Origin of the sequence: Streptomyces marispadix (assembly GCF_022524345.1) — a bacterium.
GTDB lineage: Bacteria > Actinomycetota > Actinomycetes > Streptomycetales > Streptomycetaceae > Streptomyces > Streptomyces marispadix.
In genome coordinates this window covers 3124562-3142337 of the sequence record NZ_JAKWJU010000002.1, presented here as the reverse complement: position 1 = coordinate 3142337, position 17776 = coordinate 3124562, and the positions used below count along the sequence as shown (strand labels likewise).

Annotated in this window: 18 protein-coding genes; 13 read left to right on the top strand and 5 right to left on the bottom strand. The window is 69.4% G+C overall.

Annotated features, from left to right (window positions below; genetic code table 11):
• Positions 1–194 precede the first annotated feature (194 nt).
• The 4 genes from MMA15_RS13085 to MMA15_RS13070 all read left to right on the top strand — a co-directional run bounded on the left by MMA15_RS13085 (position 195) and on the right by MMA15_RS13070 (position 3443).
• Positions 195–686, top strand: coding sequence for an MSMEG_6728 family protein (locus MMA15_RS13085; protein WP_241059653.1), 492 nt, complete (start codon positions 195–197; stop codon positions 684–686).
• A gap of 174 nt (positions 687–860) precedes the next feature.
• A complete protein-coding gene (locus MMA15_RS13080; protein ID WP_241059652.1) occupies positions 861–1196 on the top strand; it encodes a hypothetical protein in 336 nt (111 codons plus the stop codon).
• A 229-nt stretch (positions 1197–1425) separates the two neighbouring features.
• Complete coding sequence (locus MMA15_RS13075) at positions 1426–2178, top strand: alpha/beta fold hydrolase (RefSeq protein ID WP_241059651.1); 753 nt, start codon at positions 1426–1428, stop codon at positions 2176–2178.
• The gene (locus MMA15_RS13070; protein WP_241059649.1) at positions 2178–3443 is read left to right on the top strand and encodes a cytochrome P450; all 1266 of its coding nucleotides are present in this window, start codon (positions 2178–2180) and stop codon (positions 3441–3443) included. The genes MMA15_RS13075 and MMA15_RS13070 overlap by 1 nt, the downstream gene beginning before the upstream one ends.
• Positions 3444–3805: 362 nt before the next feature.
• On the opposite strand, the gene MMA15_RS13065 is transcribed toward MMA15_RS13070, so the two are convergent.
• From MMA15_RS13065 to MMA15_RS13055, 3 genes are all read right to left on the bottom strand, one after another.
• Positions 3806–4015 carry a hypothetical protein gene (locus MMA15_RS13065; RefSeq protein ID WP_241059648.1) on the bottom strand — a complete coding sequence of 70 codons (210 nt, stop codon included), beginning with the start codon at positions 4013–4015 and terminating at the stop codon, positions 3806–3808.
• Between the two features lie 431 nt (positions 4016–4446).
• Complete coding sequence (locus MMA15_RS13060) at positions 4447–5499, bottom strand: right-handed parallel beta-helix repeat-containing protein (RefSeq protein ID WP_241059646.1); 1053 nt, start codon at positions 5497–5499, stop codon at positions 4447–4449.
• Between the two features lie 241 nt (positions 5500–5740).
• Positions 5741–7267, bottom strand: a complete 1527-nt coding sequence (locus MMA15_RS13055; RefSeq protein ID WP_241059644.1) for an MDR family MFS transporter — start codon at positions 7265–7267, stop codon at positions 5741–5743.
• Positions 7268–7874: 607 nt separating this feature from the next.
• Here MMA15_RS13055 and MMA15_RS13050 point away from each other — a divergent pair.
• The 5 genes from MMA15_RS13050 (at position 7875) to MMA15_RS13030 (ending at position 12015) form a co-directional block, all read left to right on the top strand.
• Entirely contained in the window at positions 7875–9344 is a 1470-nt protein-coding gene (locus MMA15_RS13050) for an FG-GAP and VCBS repeat-containing protein (RefSeq protein ID WP_241059642.1), read from the top strand.
• 320 nt (positions 9345–9664) lie between these two features.
• A complete protein-coding gene (locus MMA15_RS13045; RefSeq protein ID WP_241059640.1) occupies positions 9665–10435 on the top strand; it encodes a YbaB/EbfC family nucleoid-associated protein in 771 nt (256 codons plus the stop codon).
• A 26-nt stretch (positions 10436–10461) separates the two neighbouring features.
• Positions 10462–10770 (top strand): hypothetical protein, encoded by a 309-nt coding sequence (locus tag MMA15_RS13040; RefSeq protein WP_241059639.1) that lies wholly within the window; start codon positions 10462–10464, stop codon positions 10768–10770.
• A gap of 57 nt (positions 10771–10827) precedes the next feature.
• Complete coding sequence (locus MMA15_RS13035) at positions 10828–11532, top strand: hypothetical protein (RefSeq protein ID WP_241059637.1); 705 nt, start codon at positions 10828–10830, stop codon at positions 11530–11532.
• Positions 11533–11547: 15 nt separating this feature from the next.
• Complete coding sequence (locus MMA15_RS13030; RefSeq protein WP_241059635.1) at positions 11548–12015, top strand: hypothetical protein; 468 nt, start codon at positions 11548–11550, stop codon at positions 12013–12015.
• Positions 12016–12057: 42 nt separating this feature from the next.
• On the opposite strand, the gene MMA15_RS13025 is transcribed toward MMA15_RS13030, so the two are convergent.
• Positions 12058–12312, bottom strand: a complete 255-nt coding sequence (locus tag MMA15_RS13025; protein WP_241059633.1) for a hypothetical protein — start codon at positions 12310–12312, stop codon at positions 12058–12060.
• A gap of 629 nt (positions 12313–12941) precedes the next feature.
• Here MMA15_RS13025 and MMA15_RS13020 point away from each other — a divergent pair.
• Entirely contained in the window at positions 12942–13517 is a 576-nt protein-coding gene (locus MMA15_RS13020; RefSeq protein WP_241059631.1) for a M23 family metallopeptidase, read from the top strand.
• Positions 13518–13979: 462 nt separating this feature from the next.
• Positions 13980–15575 carry a sodium:solute symporter family transporter gene (locus MMA15_RS13015; protein WP_241059629.1) on the top strand — a complete coding sequence of 532 codons (1596 nt, stop codon included), beginning with the start codon at positions 13980–13982 and terminating at the stop codon, positions 15573–15575.
• A gap of 62 nt (positions 15576–15637) precedes the next feature.
• On the opposite strand, the gene MMA15_RS13010 is transcribed toward MMA15_RS13015, so the two are convergent.
• Complete coding sequence (locus MMA15_RS13010) at positions 15638–16057, bottom strand: hypothetical protein (RefSeq protein ID WP_241059628.1); 420 nt, start codon at positions 16055–16057, stop codon at positions 15638–15640.
• A gap of 392 nt (positions 16058–16449) precedes the next feature.
• Here MMA15_RS13010 and MMA15_RS13005 point away from each other — a divergent pair, with 392 nt between their 5' ends.
• Complete coding sequence (locus MMA15_RS13005; RefSeq protein ID WP_241059626.1) at positions 16450–17262, top strand: hypothetical protein; 813 nt, start codon at positions 16450–16452, stop codon at positions 17260–17262.
• A 4-nt stretch (positions 17263–17266) separates the two neighbouring features.
• On the top strand, positions 17267–17686 hold the full coding sequence (locus MMA15_RS13000; RefSeq protein ID WP_241059624.1) for a GntR family transcriptional regulator: 420 nt from the start codon (positions 17267–17269) through the stop codon (positions 17684–17686).
• Positions 17687–17776 lie beyond the last annotated feature (90 nt).

Here is a 17776-nt window from a genome sequence, read left to right as displayed (position 1 = left end):
TCCGGAGCCGCCGCCCTGACGGACGCACTCGGACGGGCACGGGGCCTGCGGCACGTCGCGTTCCATGGACACGCCGTCGTACGGAAGATGGACCCCACGTGCCCGGGGCACGGCCAACGGCCCGTCTGCCACGGCCACTTGCGCCCGCCCCGCTTGGCGCCTCCTCCAACGCCCCAGGGACGACAGACGACAGCATGCAGACCTTCCTTCCCTACCCGGACTTCGACGCGTCGGCCCTCGCCCTCGACCCCCGCCGCCTCGGCAAGCAGCGAGTCGAGGCACTCCAGGTGCTGCGTGGCCTGACCGTCCCGGGCTACGGCTGGCGCCGGCATCCGGCCGTACGCATGTGGGCGGGCTACGAGGAGGCGCTGGTCCGCTACGGCCTGGAGATCTGCCGCGCATGGCAGGCACTGGGCCATGGGGACACCGTCGCCGCCACATTGACCGCCGACCTCGCCGCACTCCGCAGCGGCCCGCCCCCGCCCGTACGCGACCAGCCCCGGCTGGCGGCCGACGGCGAACTGCCCCCTTGGCTCGGCGACGAGGCCTTCCACCGCAGCCACCGCTCGGCACTGCTCCGCAAGGACCCCGCCGTCTACGCACCGCTCTTCCCCGGCGTCCCGGAGGACCTGCCCTATGTGTGGCCGGTCTCGGACCGCCCCGGCGGAACGCTCGCCGACGAGTGACGGAGACATACGGCGCAGGCGTCCGAAGCGAAGGCGTCTCAGCGGTCCCGCCCGTCGCGGGCCGATTTCCAGGTGAGAGGGAGCCGCAAGGTGAGCGACAATGAACTCGACCGATCTGACGCCCACTTGGGGCCGAAAGCCCCGGGGCGTCGCTATACAGGGGGAAGGAGAACCATGCGGCGTCAAATCGCATGCGTTGCCGCGCTCGTTGCCTTCGGCACTGCACTCGCCGGTGGAGGCGTGGCCGTAGCCGACTCGGCGGGGCGGTCCGGCGAAGTGGCCACGAAGGGCCCGTTCAAGTGCGAGGAGTGGGGGCGCTACGGGGTGACCGATCGTCGCACCGCGGTCCATGTGGGCATGAGCGCCGGCTCGAAGGTCGTCGGCCACATCGCCAAGGGCGAGAGGGTCCGGGCCTATTACCGGTGCACCAACTCCTCGGGCAGCATCTGGTACGAGATCACCGGTGACATCGAGGACTCGCCCAGGTTCATCTGGTCGGGGAACGTGTAGCAGCAAGCAGACCCGTGATGTTCTCGGCCCTCCGGCAGGACGCCCGTCCGCCGGAGGGCCGCTCCGTTTCGCCCGGCGCTACGAGAACGGCAGGCCCGGGCACCGAGTTCCACTGGTACCCCGTGCCACCGGCATTCCTGGCCGCTGCGCGAACGATGCCGTGTTCCCCGGCCGGTGCCCCCGGTCCTAAGCTCGCCGAGCTCACCAACTCGGCTGCGGAGGACGGGACATGGACTTTCAGCGTGTCGGCACAGGAGCGCACACCGTGCTGGTTCTGCACGGCTGGTTCGGCTCGTCGCGGTCGTGGCAGGCCCTGCTGCCGCACCTCGACCGGGAGCGGTTCGGCTATGTGTTCCTGGACTACCGCGGCTACGGGGAGCGTCGCGGCGAGACGGGGCAGTACTCGATCGCCGAGGCGGCAGCCGACGTACTGACGGCAGCCGATCAACTCGGCGCGGAGCGCTTCTCGTTGCTCGGGCACTCCATGGGCGGGTCCGTGATGCAACGCGTGTACGCCGACGCGCCCCAGCGGATACGGGCACTGGTCGGGGTGTCGCCGGTGCCCGCAGGCGGCGTACCGTTCGACGAGCAGAGCTGGCAGTTGTTCTCCAGCGCCGCCGACAGCCCCGGCAGCCGCCGCGCCATCATCGACTTCACCACCGGGAACCGGCTCACCGGCACCTGGCTGGACGCCATGGTGCGGCACTCCATGGAGCACTCCGACCGCGACGCGTTCGCCGCCTATCTGCCTGCCTGGGCGCGCACCGACTTCCACACCGAGATCCAGGGCGCCGACGTGCCGATACAGGTCATCGCCGGGCAGCACGACCCGGCGCTGGGCCCCGAGACCATGCGGGCCACGTTCGGGGCCTGGTACCCCAACCTGGAACTTCAGACCTTCCCCGACGCCGGGCACTACGCGATGGACGAGTCCCCGGTGACCCTCGCCACCAGCGTCGAGCGCTTCCTCGGAAGGCACTGATGGCCGCCCCCACGGGCACACCAGACGTGTTCGATCCCCGCGTGTTCGCACGCGGCATCCCGCACGACGGCTTCCGCCGGCTCCGCGACGAGGCCCCCGTCTGCTGGCAGCACGAGCGCGAAGTGCTCGACTGGCCTGCGGGGCCCGGCTATTGGGCCGTCACCCGCTACCAGGACGTCCGCCACGTGCTGCGCGACCCCACGGTGTACTCGTCCTGGCTCGGCGCCACTCAGATCCGCGACCCCGCCCCCGGCGACCTCGACTTCATCAGGCGCATGATCCTCAACATGGACCCGCCCGAGCACAGCCGGATCCGCCGCCTGGCCGCCGCCGTGTTCACCAGGCGGCGCCTGGAACGCTTCACCGAACAGATCACCGCACGTGCCACCGCCCTGCTGGACTCCGTTGCCGGGCAGGGCAGTTGCGACCTTCCCGCCGAGGTCACCGACGATTTCCCCCTCGCCAACCTCGCCGAACTGCTCGGCGTCCCCGCCGCCGACCGGGGCCTGCTGCTGAAGTGGACCAATCGCGTCATCGGCTACCAGGACCCCGAACACGCCGAGGTCGTACGCGACGCCGACGGACGCCCCGTCAACCCGCGCTCCCCCGCGATGCTGCGCGACATGTTCGACTACGCACACGAACTCGCCCGGCACAAGCGCAGCCACCCCGCCGACGACCTGATGACCGCGCTGGCCACCGCAACCCTCGACGACGGACGCCCCCTGACCGGCGACGAGTTGGCGATGTTCTTCTTCCTCGTCGTGATCGCGGGCAACGACACCGTGCGCAGCGCCCTCCCCGGTGGCGTCCTGGCCCTCCTGGAACACCCCGACGCCTACCGGCGGTTGCGCGCGGACCCGGGCCTTCTGCCCAGCGCCGTGGAGGAGATGCTGCGCTGGCATCCGCCGGTGCTCAGCTTCCGCCGCACCGCCACCCGGGACACCGAACTCGCCGGGCAGCGGATCGAAGAGGGCGACAAGGTCGTCGTCTACCACGCCTCCGCCCACTTCGACGAGCGTGCCTTCCCCGACCCGTACCGCTTCGACATCACCCGCAGGCCCAACGACCACCTCGCCTTCGGCCAGGGCCCCCACATGTGCCTCGGCGCGCACTTCGGACGCCTCCAAATGCGGCTGTTCTTCGAGCAGTTGCTCACCCGCCTGCCGGAACTGGAACTCGCCGGACCGCCGGTCCGCCTGGTCTCCAACTTCATCAACGGCATTACGCATCTGCCGGTGCGCTGGGCGGCGCGGCAGGGCTGAACGGGGCACGGCTGAACGGAAAGGGGAAGGAGGCACCTGCGACTTCCGGGCCCGGCCGGGACAGCCGTCGTAGGGGCTCGCGAGCACGATGAACCGGCGAGGCGAAACGCGAGCGGGCGGCGTGAGCGGTCGACCGAGGAGGTGCCGGTGATACGGCGTCACCCCGTACAGCGTCGCCCCGTACGGCGTCACCCCGTACGGGACAGCGCCTCGAATACGACGACGCCTCGAAACGACGACGCCGGCCTCCCGACCACGAACGGGTCCTGAAGGCCGACGCTTTTCCAGAGCCGGGAACTACCCCACGCTGCCCGGGGGTTGTGCCACGGCCCGGTGGCTGGTCACCGTGCCGGAGAGATGTCTCAGCCGGCGTTCGGGCCCAGGGGGATGTCCGAGACGGTGACGCTGACGGACTCCACGGAACCGTCGGTCAGTACGGGCACCCCGTTGGGGCCCGGCTCGAACGTGGCCTTCAGGCCCTCGACGGAGCCACCGACGGAGAGGCCACCCGAGACGGCGTCGAGTTCGGCGTCGGCAATCTCGCGGGTCTCAATTCGGGAGGTGTCGCTCATGATGATGAGGGTCCTTCTTCACTAGTGGTAGGTCGCAGCGCAGGACGCACTGCGGCGGGAACCATGAATCGCTCACGCCATGCGACAGGCTGCCGACTCGCGTGCGGCACGGTGAGCCGAATACCCCTCTCTTCACGCACTGTGCACGCGAGATCCCGAAGCGGAACAACGGTGTCTCGCGGGCTCGGTTTGATCGACGGCGTTCTCGCGGAGGCACGTCCCTCGCGGGCGTATCGCAACGCTGGGCTGACCTGGCCGAACTCGCCGCCAGGCGGCGGGAGTCGCCGAAGAGCGGGAGCAGGGCCCATGCGCGCCGTGCCCGCCCCCGTCTCTCGCCGACCGACTCGTCCGCCGGACACCCGCGTTGGCTGCCCCGTAGGCCTCAACTCCGAGCGGCAGAGGCAGCCAAGGCAGCCGTGTGCCACCAGGCGCTACTTGCGGCCCTTGCCGCCCTTGGAAGGCGAGGCCGAATTCTGCGGCGTGCCGGTGCCGGTGGGGTTGGTGCAGCCGGGGACGCTGCCTTCGGGTGAGCAGTTGTCCGGGCTGTTGCGGACGACCCTGCCGGCGTCGAGCGTGACCGAGCTGGAGTTCTCGTTGAAGATTCCGCCGCCGGCCGTGATGGCGGTGTTGCGCGTGACCGAGCTCCGTACGAGCGAGGCGGTGCTGAAGGAGTTTCTGAGGCCACCGCCCGTCACGGCGATGTTGCCGCTGAGAGTGGTCGACTTCAGGCGCAAGGTGCCGGCGAACTGGTTGATGCCGCCGCCGCGCGGAGCGGTGTTGCCCTTGACCGTGACCGAGGCCAGATGCGCCGTACTTCTGAGGTTCTCCAGACCGCCGCCGGCGTCGTTGAGCGCCCGGTTCTTCAGCAGAGACCCGCCTTTCATGGTCAACCTGCCGGGACGGTCGAGGAGTTGATTGCGCCCGTTGTGGATCCCGCCGCCGTTGAGGGTGGCGGTGTTGCGCTCGACCGTGCTGCCGGCGAGTTCGAGCTGCCCGCCGACGTTGTGGATGCCGCCGCTCGTCTCAGCGCGGTTGGCCTCGACGGCCGTGCGATTCAGTTTCAGCGTGCCGCTGTTCCAGATTCCCCCGCCGGCGAAGTCGGGGAGCCTGCCGCCGCTGATCGTAAGCGAGTTCACAGTGAGTCTGCCCTCGGGCGCTACGTGCAGGATGCGGAAGTCCTGTGCCGCGTTCGGAGCGCGCCGAACGGTGGTGTCGCGGCCGGTGATGGTCACGTTCCCGGTGATCTCCGGGAGTCCGTCGTCCGCGTTGTCCCGTGTGGTGAGGGTGTAGGTGCAGTGGGGGGCGAGGGTGATACGACCGCCGCCGGAGTTGGCGCGGTTGATCGCGGCGATCAGGCCGGCGACGTCGTTGCACCGCACGTGAGTCTCCCCGGCAGCGCCGGCAGGCCCGGCCGGCACGACGGCGAAGGACAGTCCGACGCCTACCACGACGCTTACGGCGCCGGGCCGCGTAAGGGTCTTCATCGCTGCGACTCCTCGGGTCTGGAGAGTAAGACGGCACATCACCGGCCATGCGTCGGCCGGGACCGATCAAGCTGGTGATGAAGTGACCTCTTACTCGTAGCCGCAGACGCAGACGCCTCACCTGGCGTACCGCCGAACGGCCCCTGCCCGAGGCGATGACCGACGAAGGGCTGCCCCGCACATCCCGACGGCCGCTGCCCGAGATCCGCCGCCCGCTGACACGGATTCTCAGGTCCGCATGTCAGGCACCCTCTTCGCCGTCGGCGACCTTCGCACTGGGCTGCCCCACCGCGGCCCCCTCGGCCGGTGGGACCGTGCCGGAGCTGCCGTGGTCCTGCGTACCGGCGTCCGCGACGCGGTGCGGCAGCTTCGCCGCGACGACGATCGTCACAACGGAGAGGGCGGTCGCGACGGCGAACGCCAGCTTCATCCCGCTCACCTGCGCGGGCACGGCGGCGACGCCCTCGGCGACCAAGTGGCTGGTGCGCGCGGACATCACGGTCACCACAAGCGCGGTGCCGAACGCCGCCGCCACCTGCTGCAACGTCCCGAGCATCGAGCTTCCGTGTGAGTACAGATGCGCGGGAAGCCCGCCCAGGCCGAGCGTGAAGACCGGGGTGAACGTCACCGCCAGGCTGACCATCAGCAGTGCGTGCAGTCCCAGCACCTGCCAGTACGGCATCGTCATCGACACCTGAGTGAGCCCGCCGAGGGCGAGGAACGTGGCGATCGAGCCGGGCATCACCAGCGGGCGACTGCCGAACCGGTCGAAGATCTTCCCGACCGTCGGCCCCAGAAGGCCCATGGCCAGACCGCCCGGCATGACCAGCAGGCCGGTCTCCAGCGGGCTGAGCCCGCGCAAGTTCTGCAAGTACAGCGGCAGCAGGATCATCGAACCGAGCATCGCCAGGAAGCCGATGGACATCAGGATCAAGGACAGGGTGTACGTGCGGTGCCCGAGGATGCGCATGTCCATCAGCGGCGCACCGGTGCGTTGCAGCTTGAGCTGTCGGAGCACGAAGACCGTGATCGTCGCGATCCCTGCGACGACGATGCCGACGCCGAGCCCGACACGGCCGTCGCTGTCGCCGAACAGGCTCAGTCCGTACACCAGGCCGCCGAAGCCGAGCGCCGCCACACCCACGCTGAGCCAGTCGATCGAACTCACCTGCGGCTCGCTGATGTTGTCCACCTTGCGCAGCCCGTACAGGGTCACCAGAGCCGCGATGGGCAGAACGGCCAGGAACAGCAGCCGCCAGGAGCCGACTTGGAGAATCAGCCCTGACACGGCGGGCCCGAGCGCGGGCGCCACCGAGATCGCCAGGGTGACGTTGCCCATCACCCGGCCCCGGTCATGCTCGGGCACCACGATCATCAAAGACGTCATCAGCAGCGGCATCATCACGGCTGTGCCCGCGGCCTGCACGATCCGCCCCAGCAGCAGCACCTCGAAGGACGGCGCGGCGGCCGACAGGGCGGTGCCCGCGAGGAACACGCCCATGGCTATCGCGTAGGCCTGGCGGGTGGTGACCCGCTGGAGGAACCAGCCGGTGATCGGAATCACAGCGGCCATGGAGAGCATGAACGCGGTGGTCACCCACTGCGCAGACTGCTCGGTGATACGGAACGACACCATCAACCGCGGAATCGCGTTGATCATGATGGTCTCGTTGAGTATCACCACGAACGTGGCCAGCACCAGCAACCGCACCACCGTCGGTGTACGGCCCGCTCTCACGGCAGGTCGTTCCTGGATCGCAGCGGTCATCGCAGCACCTCATCGGGGTTCAGGTCACGGTCGCCTGGCAGCCGCCGGCTGTCGGCACGGACGTGGGTGTGGGCACCGCTGAAGACCGGCACGCCTGGCAGAACTCATCGGTGGTCCCGAGTGTTCCGCAATGTGGCGCGGATCTCGCCTGATTTCTCGCCCGCTCGACGCACGGCCGCCGACGCGGCCGTCCGCCTACGCCGCCGTCCGCCGACGTACGGGCCGGGAGCGCGAGACCGGCACGAGACCTACTGGGGCGTCGGGACGGGCCGTGCGGTAGGTCCGTACGACCAAGGAACCCGGGGCAGTTGGCCTGGGGGCCGTGTACCGGAGCGGGTGAAGGGAGTCGAACCCGCGCTCTGAGTCCGTGAGTTGCCGGTCGGCATGCCCTTCGACGACACCGGAGTTCCAGCGCGGGGCCAGCCGGGCGATGACCGCGTCACGGTCTCCGGCGTCCCCGACGCTCAGCGTCTCGCCCGGCGGCCGATCCCGCCCAGCGTGAACTCGGCGCCAACCGCCTGTGAATGTGAATCCCGTACAACCAGCTCCGCCCTTCGACGGTCACACCAGATACCCCCCCCACGCCGTCGACCGAGTGGGGGTCCCCGTGCCACACAACCGCCGCATGCTGATGTGCGCCGTCGCGGCCGCCGCCGTGGCCGCCGCCGGGTTCGTGGTCCCGTCCGGGGCCACCGCTGCCGCACCCCGTACCGTCGCGAGCGACTTCAACGGCGACGGCTACGCGGACGTCGCCGTCGGCGTCCCGGACGGGACCGTCGGCGGTCAGGCCAAGGCCGGGTACGTGAACGTCGTCTGGGGCGGCCCGAAGGGCGCCGGAGCCCACGGGAGCATCCGCATCACCCAGGCCACTCCCGAGCTGCCCGGCACCCCGGAGGCGGGCGACCGCTTCGGCGCGTCCGTGGCCCTGGTGGACCTCAACGGCGACGGCATCGCGGAACTCCTCGCCGGTGTCCCGGGCGAGGACGTCACCGACCGCGGTACGGACGCGGGCATGGTCACCGCCGTAGGCGGCTCGAAGGGCGGGCCGGGACCGGGGTCGACGGTGCTCACCGGGCCGTCGCCGTCGGCCGCGTACGGCAGATCGGTCGCGGCGGCCGACCTGACCGGCGGCGGCAACAAGGCGATCGTGATCGGCGGCAAGGACAAGGTCGTCGCCCGCGTCATCCAGGGCGAGGACAGCATGGTCACCACCGTCGTCGCCGCCCCCATGGGCGGCCGCGCCCCCGTCCTGGCCACCGGCGACTTCGACAGCGACGGCACGGCGGACCTGGCCGTGGCGTACTGGACCGAGAGCGACCCCAACACGCAGTCCCACGTGCGCCTGTGGAAGTGGGACGCCGACCGGTCCGCGATGGCCAACTTCTGGAACACGGACAACGCCGGTGTCACGGCCTTGGCCGCCGGCGACTTCGACGGCGACGGCCACGACGACCTGGCGCTCGGCGAATGCCGTGAGATCGCCGACGAGAACATCGACGACCCGTGCGGCCCCGAAGAACTCGCCAAGGGCGGCGGCGTCCACATCCACTACGGAAGCCCCGCGGGCGGCCCGTTCGGCAGCCGCGCCCAGACCCTCAACCAGGACACGGCGGGCGTCCCGGGCGTTGCCGAGGACGGCGACCGCTTCGGCGCCGCCCTCGCCGCCGCCGACGTCGACCGCGACGGCCGCGACGACCTGATCGCGGGCGCTCTAGGTGAGGCCATCGGAAGCAGGACGGGGGCGGGCGCCGCCTGGCTGCTCCACGGCGGCGCCAAGGGGCTGCTCGACGCCGCGGGCGCTGCCACGTCCGTCGCCTGGAACCAGGACACGTCGGGCGTCCCCGGCGTCGCCGAGGCGGGCGACACCTTCGGCGCGGCGGTCGCCTCGGGTGACTTCAACGCCGACGGCATACCGGACGTGACGGCCGGGTCCCCCGGCGAGAACGCGTCCCTGGGCGCCGTGTGGTACCTCCCCGGCGGCTCGGCCAGGGGCTCGGCGGCCTTCTCCCCTCGCACGCTCGGCCTCCCGTACCCGTCCACGGCCCAGAAGTACGGAAAGCCGCTGAGCACCCGCTGAGCAGCCGCTGGGCACGCCCTCGGACGTCGTGCTCGCCCCCGGCTGCACTCAGGTTGGGCAAGTTGGCCATTGAGCCGTTCCCAACCTGACAGGATCGGCGTGTAGTTGGGGTGTAGGAGTGCGCAAGGTCTGGTGTGTTTCGCATAGCCTCGGCGGCTAGGGAGGCACCCTGACTCAGGGGGCGCGCCACTGCGGTTCTGGTCGGGCTGACCAGGGCATTCGCGGCGTCGGCGTGTGGTTGCCGCGTCCGGGGTGACTCGTGGCCCGCTGGCTGGCCACTCCCACCCCAGATCTGCCGGCGACAACAACGGGGAGGGCCCATGCCTGACGACGCCCGCGACCATATCGACGACATCCGGGACCGTGCCGATGTGGACGCGCAAGTTTTTGAGCAGATGAAGAACGCCGGTCCCAGCCAGGGCTTCGACGACACCCGCTCGGTGACGGTCGACCTGGATACGGAAGGAAAGCTCGCCGGTATCCGGGTCGACCCCGACTGGCAGCGGTCCCTCCGGGACACCGAGCTGGGCTCCGCCGTGCTCAGCGCATACCAACAGGCCGTGACGCAGCGCCTGGAGGCATGGGGGGAGGCCCTCGAGCGTGCCGAGGCGGACCCGCCGCGGCCCAGGCCCCGGCCCGGGATGTCCGACACCGTGGCCGGTCAGCTTTTTGAACGCTTCGAGCAGGCCGGGGCGACGATCGACGATACGCGGACCCTGAACCGGCTGATGGACATGCTCGAAGAGCTCGACGGCGCAATGCAGGAGGCCAGTTCCGAGGCGGACGCGATTTCTTCGACCGAGGTCACCGGCCGGAGCGGCTCGGGGCACGTCACCGCCACCGTCTCAGGATCGGGCGACCCGGTCGGACTGGACTTCGACCTGCGCTGGCTCGGACGCGCCCACGCCTTCAACATCGGCCGCGAGGCCGTGGAGGCACTGGAGCAGGCCCGCCGCCGGCTCGCCGAGAGGACCGAGGAGAGCCCGCCGTTCGCGCGGCTCACCACACTCGCGGCTCTCGCCGAGAACCCTTCCGACCTGGCCACGTACCTCGGGCTCGACGACTCCCCGCACCCGGGCCCCGCCCGCTGAGACCGCAGACGAATCAGGAGCCACCGATGACTTTCAAAGCGTCCATGGAGGCGTTGACCAAGGATGCCAAGCGCTGGGACGACACGGCCGCGATGTTGCAGAGAGCCCGGGCCGACTGCGCGGACATGACCCTGCGCGCCCAGGACTTCTCCTTCATGGGGGGCGACGTCCACAAGCAGTACGAGGAGGTGCGCTCGTTCATGGAGGACTACCTCCGCGACGGCGAGCGCGAGACCTCCGGAGCCGCGGACGCGCTCCGCAAGGTGCACAACACATACCAAGGCAGCGACGAGGCGGCGATACAGCGCCTCAAGTCGTCGTGGGAATGGCACTGAGCCCTACCAGCCAGAGGCCCACCGACCAGCACTTTCACGGGAGACGGAGACAGCACGATGGACATCAACGAACTCATCCAGAAGATCGTCGACAAGCTCGACCACATCCGTGACCTGGTCAACCAGATCAAGTCCAAGATCAACGGACTGCTGTCCCATGTACCTCCGTTCCTGCACTGGGTCATCTCGAAGGTCGAGGACCTCTGGGGCAAGTTCTGCGACAAGATGTCGGAGTTCTGGGACTGGTTCACCGACAAACTCGCCTACGTCGGCGACCCGTTCCTCCTCAAGGACACCGGGGAGAGATGGAACAACGATCTCGGCGGCCCCGCCCATAAACGGGCGGGTGAGGTGGATTCGGACGACCTGATGGTGGACGACAACTGGACGGGAAGCGCGGCCAGCGCCTACAAGTCCAAGATCGGCGGCCAGAAGGACGCGCTCAACGCGGTCGGGCGTATCTATGCGTCCGGTGTCTCGTCCGCCCTCAACACCATGAAGACCGGGATCTGGATCTTCTGGATCGCGATCGTGAGCGCGTTGGTCGTGGCCGCCCTGGCGTTCGTCGCCGGGATCGGCGCGGAGGGCACCATCATCGGCATCCCGGCGGGACTGCTGGCGCAGATCTCCGCGGTGGTCGGCTTCCTGCTCGCTGCCGGGGGCGCCACGGTGGCGCTGAACTTCGCCGCCAGCGACTCCGCCTCGGCGCTGCGCAACATGAACAACTACAGCGACAAGTGGCCCAGCTTCGCCCTCGGCTGATCGGACGGTGCGCAGATGAAAACCAGCGTCCCCGAGGCCACCGTCAGGCGAGGCATGGTGGTCCTCGGGGTCGCCGGGCTCGCCTGGACACTGCTGCACGCGGGGCTCACCGCCCTGGCGTTGACGACGGGTCCGACGGCCGGCTCGACGACCGAGGCGCTCAGGGTGGTGACGTACTCCTCGCCGCTCCTGATGGTGCTGTCCTTCTGCGGGGCTTCCCTCGCCTTCTCGGGCCGGACGGCGAGGCGTCGGCCGGGACTCGCGGGTGCGGCCTTCCTCGTCCTGGCACTCGTGTGCGCGGTGCTCGTGGCCGCGTGTGCGGCCCTTCTGATCCGGCACGCGGGCCTGTGGGCGCTTCCGTTGCTGGCGATCAACTTCCCGCTGCTCGTCGTGACGTTCGTCTGCCGGCGGTCGTTCCGGTCGGCCCAGCGGAGTCGCCGGCGTGCCGAGTCCGACTGGGCCGGGATCGACACGTCCCGGTGACTCGCCGGGACCACTGATCCGCTGATCCCCCCGCTCGGGGAGTTAGCCCAGTCTCTTCTGCGGCGGTATCCACTCGAGTTCGTGCCGGATGTGCGACGCCATCTTCGCGTCGAGCTGCACGTGCAGTTGGGTATTCCCGCAGGCCGCGCAGACGTAGGCGTCGAACACCGGCTGCTTCGCCCGGAACTTGCCTCCGCCCGGCTTGCGGAGCCCGGCCTGCGCCACGTACTCGCCCCGGTACACCTCGCCGCCGCCGCACGCCCCACAGCGTCCGTAGCGCATATCCCCATCAGTCATGGGGAGGAGCCTAGGTCCTGCACGGCCGGACAGGGCCGCAACATCCGGCACAACGAAAAGCCCCGCGGGCCCACTTGGCGAAGTCCGTTGCCCGGACGGTTTGCGCTCGGCGTTCCAATCGTAGAGACCGCCGAAAAAGCATCGAGATCGCTGTATTCGACCGACTCGCCCATCGTGAGAGCCAGGGGGCATCCCCTTTTTCAATTGTCCTGCCGCGTCAACGTCCTTGCTTTTCCTGCGTCTTCCACAGCGGCGCGGTCCTCTACATTCTTCGCTTTCCCGACGAGGTACGCGCGTACTTCGACGCTCCACGGACGGCGTCGCGCGGCGAGGTGCGCAGCAACGACGCGGCCCCCCGGTGCCGGCTGGAGGCGTGTGACCAGGCGGATTTGGTGGACGCGAAGCTCAAGTCGGTCCGCTGAGGCGCCTGTTCAACGGGTGCATGCCGCCACCGCGCCGACGGCGGGGAGAGCGCGAGGGCTCTCGCTGGCGTTATTCCGCGAGCAGAGGCAGCAATTCGTCTCGCCATTTGTCGGACAACTGAACGTGCCACCGCGGGTGAACTGCTCGCGCTACTGTGCCGCCGCGGGGAATGCAGTGATCACGACAAACTCAGATTCGGAGAGACCATGAAGAAGAAAACCGGCATCATGCTGGGCATGATCCTGGTGGCGGGGGCAGCGGTGACACCGGTCGCGGCGTCCGCCGCGGAGGAGGAGCCGCGGGCGACGAACTTCCAGCTTCCCTTCAAGTGCGGGGACTCCTGGCGACTCGACACCTGGGCCCACAACCCCGCGCTGGACATGGTCAAGGAGCCGGACCAGCACGGGACCGAGGGCGCGCAGATCGTCGCGCCGGAGGCCGGCACGGTCAACATGTCCTTCTGGCACGACAACGCCGGCAACGTGGTTCAGATCAACCACGGCGGCGGCCACTTCACCACGTACCTCCACATGAAGTCGCGGTCCGTCAAGGAGGGCGACACCGTCGCTCAGGGCCAGGGGATCGGCGCCGTCGGAAAGACAGGCCCGACCTCCAACGGCCACCCCCACCTCCACTTCGAGCACGGCGTCGACGCCAACGGCGACGGGAAGGCCTCCTGGGGCACATCCGACTCGGAGCGGGTCAAGGCTTCGTTCAACGGAGTCGAGTACGCCGGAAGCAACAAGACCTGGCGGAACGTCAAGAGCAACAACTCCTGCTGACACGGACGCCGGCCGGCGATCGGGCGGCCCCTCGGCTCGCTGCGTACCGGAGACCCTGAGGTCACCGGTCGCGCGGCCGTCGGGCCGTCCGCGCTCCCTCCACGTCGAGGGGAAGAGGACTTCGCGGACCGCGAGAGTCGCCTCGCCGACCACCGGCCGAAGCGGGGCCTCGGCGCACCGGCAGGACGTTGATGCGCACGTATGACCGTGGACTCCACATTTGCCTGCCAGTTCGCCATCTCGTCCGTCAGATGCTCACAACGCAGCCCCGGTTTCCCTCGGCCCTGCCCATAACCCCACGTGAGGACGGTGTAACGGAAAACCAAACTCACGAGACATCAGATGACCTCCGGTAACCTCGACGAGCCATGCCGAATCCCCGAGAGCGCGGGCCTCGCGGGCCCCGTTCCATCACCGGAGCGACCAGGATGACCTCCCCACACCGAGCAGGTTGTTCGGCCCATGAATGACTTCCTCGAACCACGTTTCCTCGTCGTGTGCCTGTTCATGTTGTTCATCGCCGCCTGCCTGTTCCTGGCCATGTGGGTCAGCCCGGATCTGCGCATCGGCGACGGCTTCTTCCGCGAGGGCAAGCAACTCGGCGCCGTGCCGACCGGCCTGGCCGTCGCCAGCGAAGTCATGCCCACCGCCGCCGTGCTCTATCTGCTGGGCACCGTCGCCTTCAGCGGGCTCGACGGAGTCATCCTCTTGTTGTGCGCGGCCGCGTCTCCCGTGCTGATGCGGAGCTGGCTTGCGGGCAGACTGCCCGCGGCCAGAGGTCGGACCTTCGGCGCGATGGTTACCCGCCACCTGCCACACGGGTCCGCCAAGCGCTGGGTGGGGATCGCGTGCCTGGTGGCCGTGGTGCCCCTGCTCATCGGGCAGCTTCAGCCGCTCGGCCATGCCGCCCAACTGATCGGGCTGAGCGATCCGTTCAGCCGTCGGCTGGTCGTCGTACTCGCCGGCGGATTGATTCTCGCCTGTGCCACGATCGGCGCCGCCCGCGGCGCGACCATGCACCAGATCGGCACGGCCGCTTCCTTCCTGGTGATCGCCCCGGTGATGGCGGCGATGGTGCTGCTTCGCTTCCACGGTGACATCGGCACCCTGTTGGAGACCGCCGAGCGGCAGCAGGGGGGCACCGGCGAATATCTCGGCACCGGCGGCCTCTTCGGAGGGGGAATCGCCGGGCACCTGGATCTCCTCAGCTACGCCGGCTGCGTGCTGGTCGGCGCGGCCTTCCTGCCGCACATCGCCGTACGCCTGGCCGGATCACCCGATGCCCGCAGTGCCCGGAGGGCGGCGGGCGTGGGGGCGGCCGCTCTGGGCTTCCTCGTCGGCACCGCCATGTTCCTCGGATTCGGCATCGCCGCTCTGATCGGGCGCGAGGAGCTGGCCCAGGAGGGGCCGTTCGGCGGCGTGAACCTGGCACTGCTCGCCATGGCTTTGGACGGCAGCGAGTCAGGCGACGTGGGCAAGCTCATGTTCTTCATCATGTGCTCCGTCTTCCTCACCATCCTCGCCTCCGCCTCCGTACTGCTGCTGTCCGGAGCCGCGTCGATCGTGCACGACCTGGGCCGCGGCGGCGACGTCGAGGTGGAACCGGACGCCCGCCGCGACAGAGGAGCAGTTCGGGCCCGGCTGGCCATGGTGGGCCTGGGCGTCTTCAGCATCCTGATCGCGGCGCTGACGATCGACGTGAGCCCGCAGTTCTGGCTGGTCCTCACCTACACGGAGACGGTATCGACGCTGCTGCCGCTGCTCGTGTTCAGCCTGGGCAAGCGGACGATGACGGCCGCGGCGATCAAGTACTGCGTCCTGTCGACCACCGCGATCAACCTGGTCCTGATCTTCTTCTCGCCATTGACCTCGGGCGCCGCCCACGCGCTCTTCCCGCACGCCGACTGGAGCATGTGGCCGCTGACCTCGCCGAGCATTCTGAGCGTGCCGACCGGATTCCTGATCTGCCGCGCTCTCAGCCGGCGTTCACAGCCCGACAAGGACGCAGCGAGCGGCAACGAGTACGGCCACCCGGCCACTGCCACGCTTCGCCACTGAGCCTCCAGGCGGGTCGGTCGAGTGCTCACGCAAGCATGCGGCGGTCGTCTTGGTGGCCGAGGCTATGACTGCGAGGGTGGTTGGACAGGCATGGGGGCGCCGCCTGGGGCAGGAGGCACGGCAGACGAGCCGGTGGTCTGCGGCATGGTTCGGCTGCTCCTGCTGGACGCGACGGCGCAGACCGCGAATGTCACCCCGGCCAGGCCGAAGATGACGGCCAAGTTGCCCTTCGTTTCGATGTCCGCCTGACGCCCTTCGATCTCGGCCGCCCAATTCGCCGCGTCCTCCTGCATGTTCGCCTCGTGCTCGGTCAGACAGGACAAGAAGGGCTGGTCGGGCGGAGATTCGCTGTCGGGGTCGCACCTGGATTCCTCGAACAGGTGCTCCTCGTTCTTGAATTCGTCCATCGGCTTGCTGGATACCTGAGAACTCGCGTCCAGCGCCACCGCCGACAAGATCAGCGCCGTTGATATGCCGAGCATCGCCAACACGATGCAGACGACAACTGCGGCCCCACGCCCCTGAGATGACATGGCAGGGAGATTATCGGCAGCCGTGAGCCGCTGCCAGACGACTGCAACGACGCCCTGCGGCCGCAGAAGCGCCCTGCCCACCGGCGACGCTGCCCGCGACCCCGAACCATCCGAACCCGGCACTTGCCAGCGAGCGGTGTGCTCGTGATCAGCGGCATCCGCAGGAGCCGACCTTGACTACACACCGTCGACGCACGGCAGCGGTACGCGAACGGCACGCAGCCGATGCAAGACCGATGCGCCGCTCCGCCGTTGACTTGTCCCAACGCTTGACGCACCATCTTGAGACAAGGCTTAAGACATGGAGCGCATGGAGCCTCATGACGAAGGAGGGCTGGCGGATGACTGACCAGTCGGTGAGTCCGGCGGAATTGAAGGGCGCCGGCGAGTGGTTGGCCGTGCACGGCCTGACCGACGTCCAGCCGACACCGTTGCTGGCCACGCGTCTGGCGGTCCGGCAACGTGCCCGTCTGGCCGCTGCTGTCCTGCTGGCCGCGTTCATCATCGCGGTCGCCCTTGTCTACACCTTCGCCCGGCCTCACGGCCCCGCGGCCGACGGCTCCGGGTCGTACCGGCACTGGTCGCTGCTGGTCTTGACGGCGGTGGTGGCGGGGTTGGTGCTGGCCCAGTCGCTGCTGGACCGGCGGGTGCGGCAGGTAGACCGGCGGGTCGGCGCGACGTTGCCGCGACGGGCGGCCCACCCGGTCCGGCCCGGCTGGCGCACCGTGCTCGGCCGGGCGCGTGCCGCGTTCGCGGTCGCCACGTTCGCGGGGGCGATGCTGCTGGCGATCGGTGCCCTGACCGTGCTGGACTCCACCGCGCGGTATGCGGCACTCGTCCTGCTCATCGGGCTGTGCGGGGCCGCGGTCGTGACGGTCGTCCAGCTGCGCCACGTTCTGACGCACCCGGTCGTGGCCGAGGACGAGGCTTCGCTGACCACCGACGTCGTCATGCGCGTCGAGGACGCCCGCGAGGTCACTACGCCGAGCTTGGTGTGGTGCCTGCCTGTCGCCTCGGTGCTCGACACCGTGCCTGGCTGGTGGGTCTTCGCCTGGTGTCTCTTCGTCGCCCTGAGCGCCGTCTCGCTCGCCCTGATCACCGTGTGGACCGGACTGGCGGCACGGCGGCGCGGCACGCCACTCGCACCCCGGTGAACCGATGATCGTCATCGACTCGGCCTCGCCCGTCCCACCGTTCGAGCAGCTACGCGCCCAACTCGCCCGTCAGATCCAGGACAACACACTGGCCGTGGGCACCAAGCTGCCGACCATCCGCCGCCTGGCCGCGGACCTCAACCTGGCCGTCAACACCGTCGGCCGCGCCTACCGGCAGTTGGAGGAAGCGGGGCTCATCGAGACCCGTGGACCGGCAGGCTCGTTCGTCTCCGCATCCGGCGAGCAGGGACGCGAACGGGCACGCCGCGCCGCCGCCGAGTACGCCGAGGTCATCGCCGGCGTCGGCATCGACACCGACGAGGCCATCCGCATCGTCCAAGCAGCGCTGACGAACGGCACCGCGGCAACGCCCCCGTCACGCCTGGCCACTTCGCACCTGCCGGACGGCGGACGCGACGCTTAGACCGGCACGCCTGTGGCCCGTGAAGAGCAGAGGTCGCCTCGGCTCCATGAGGGAGTTGTGGGTGAGACCTGCGAGCCTCCCGACCGTGAC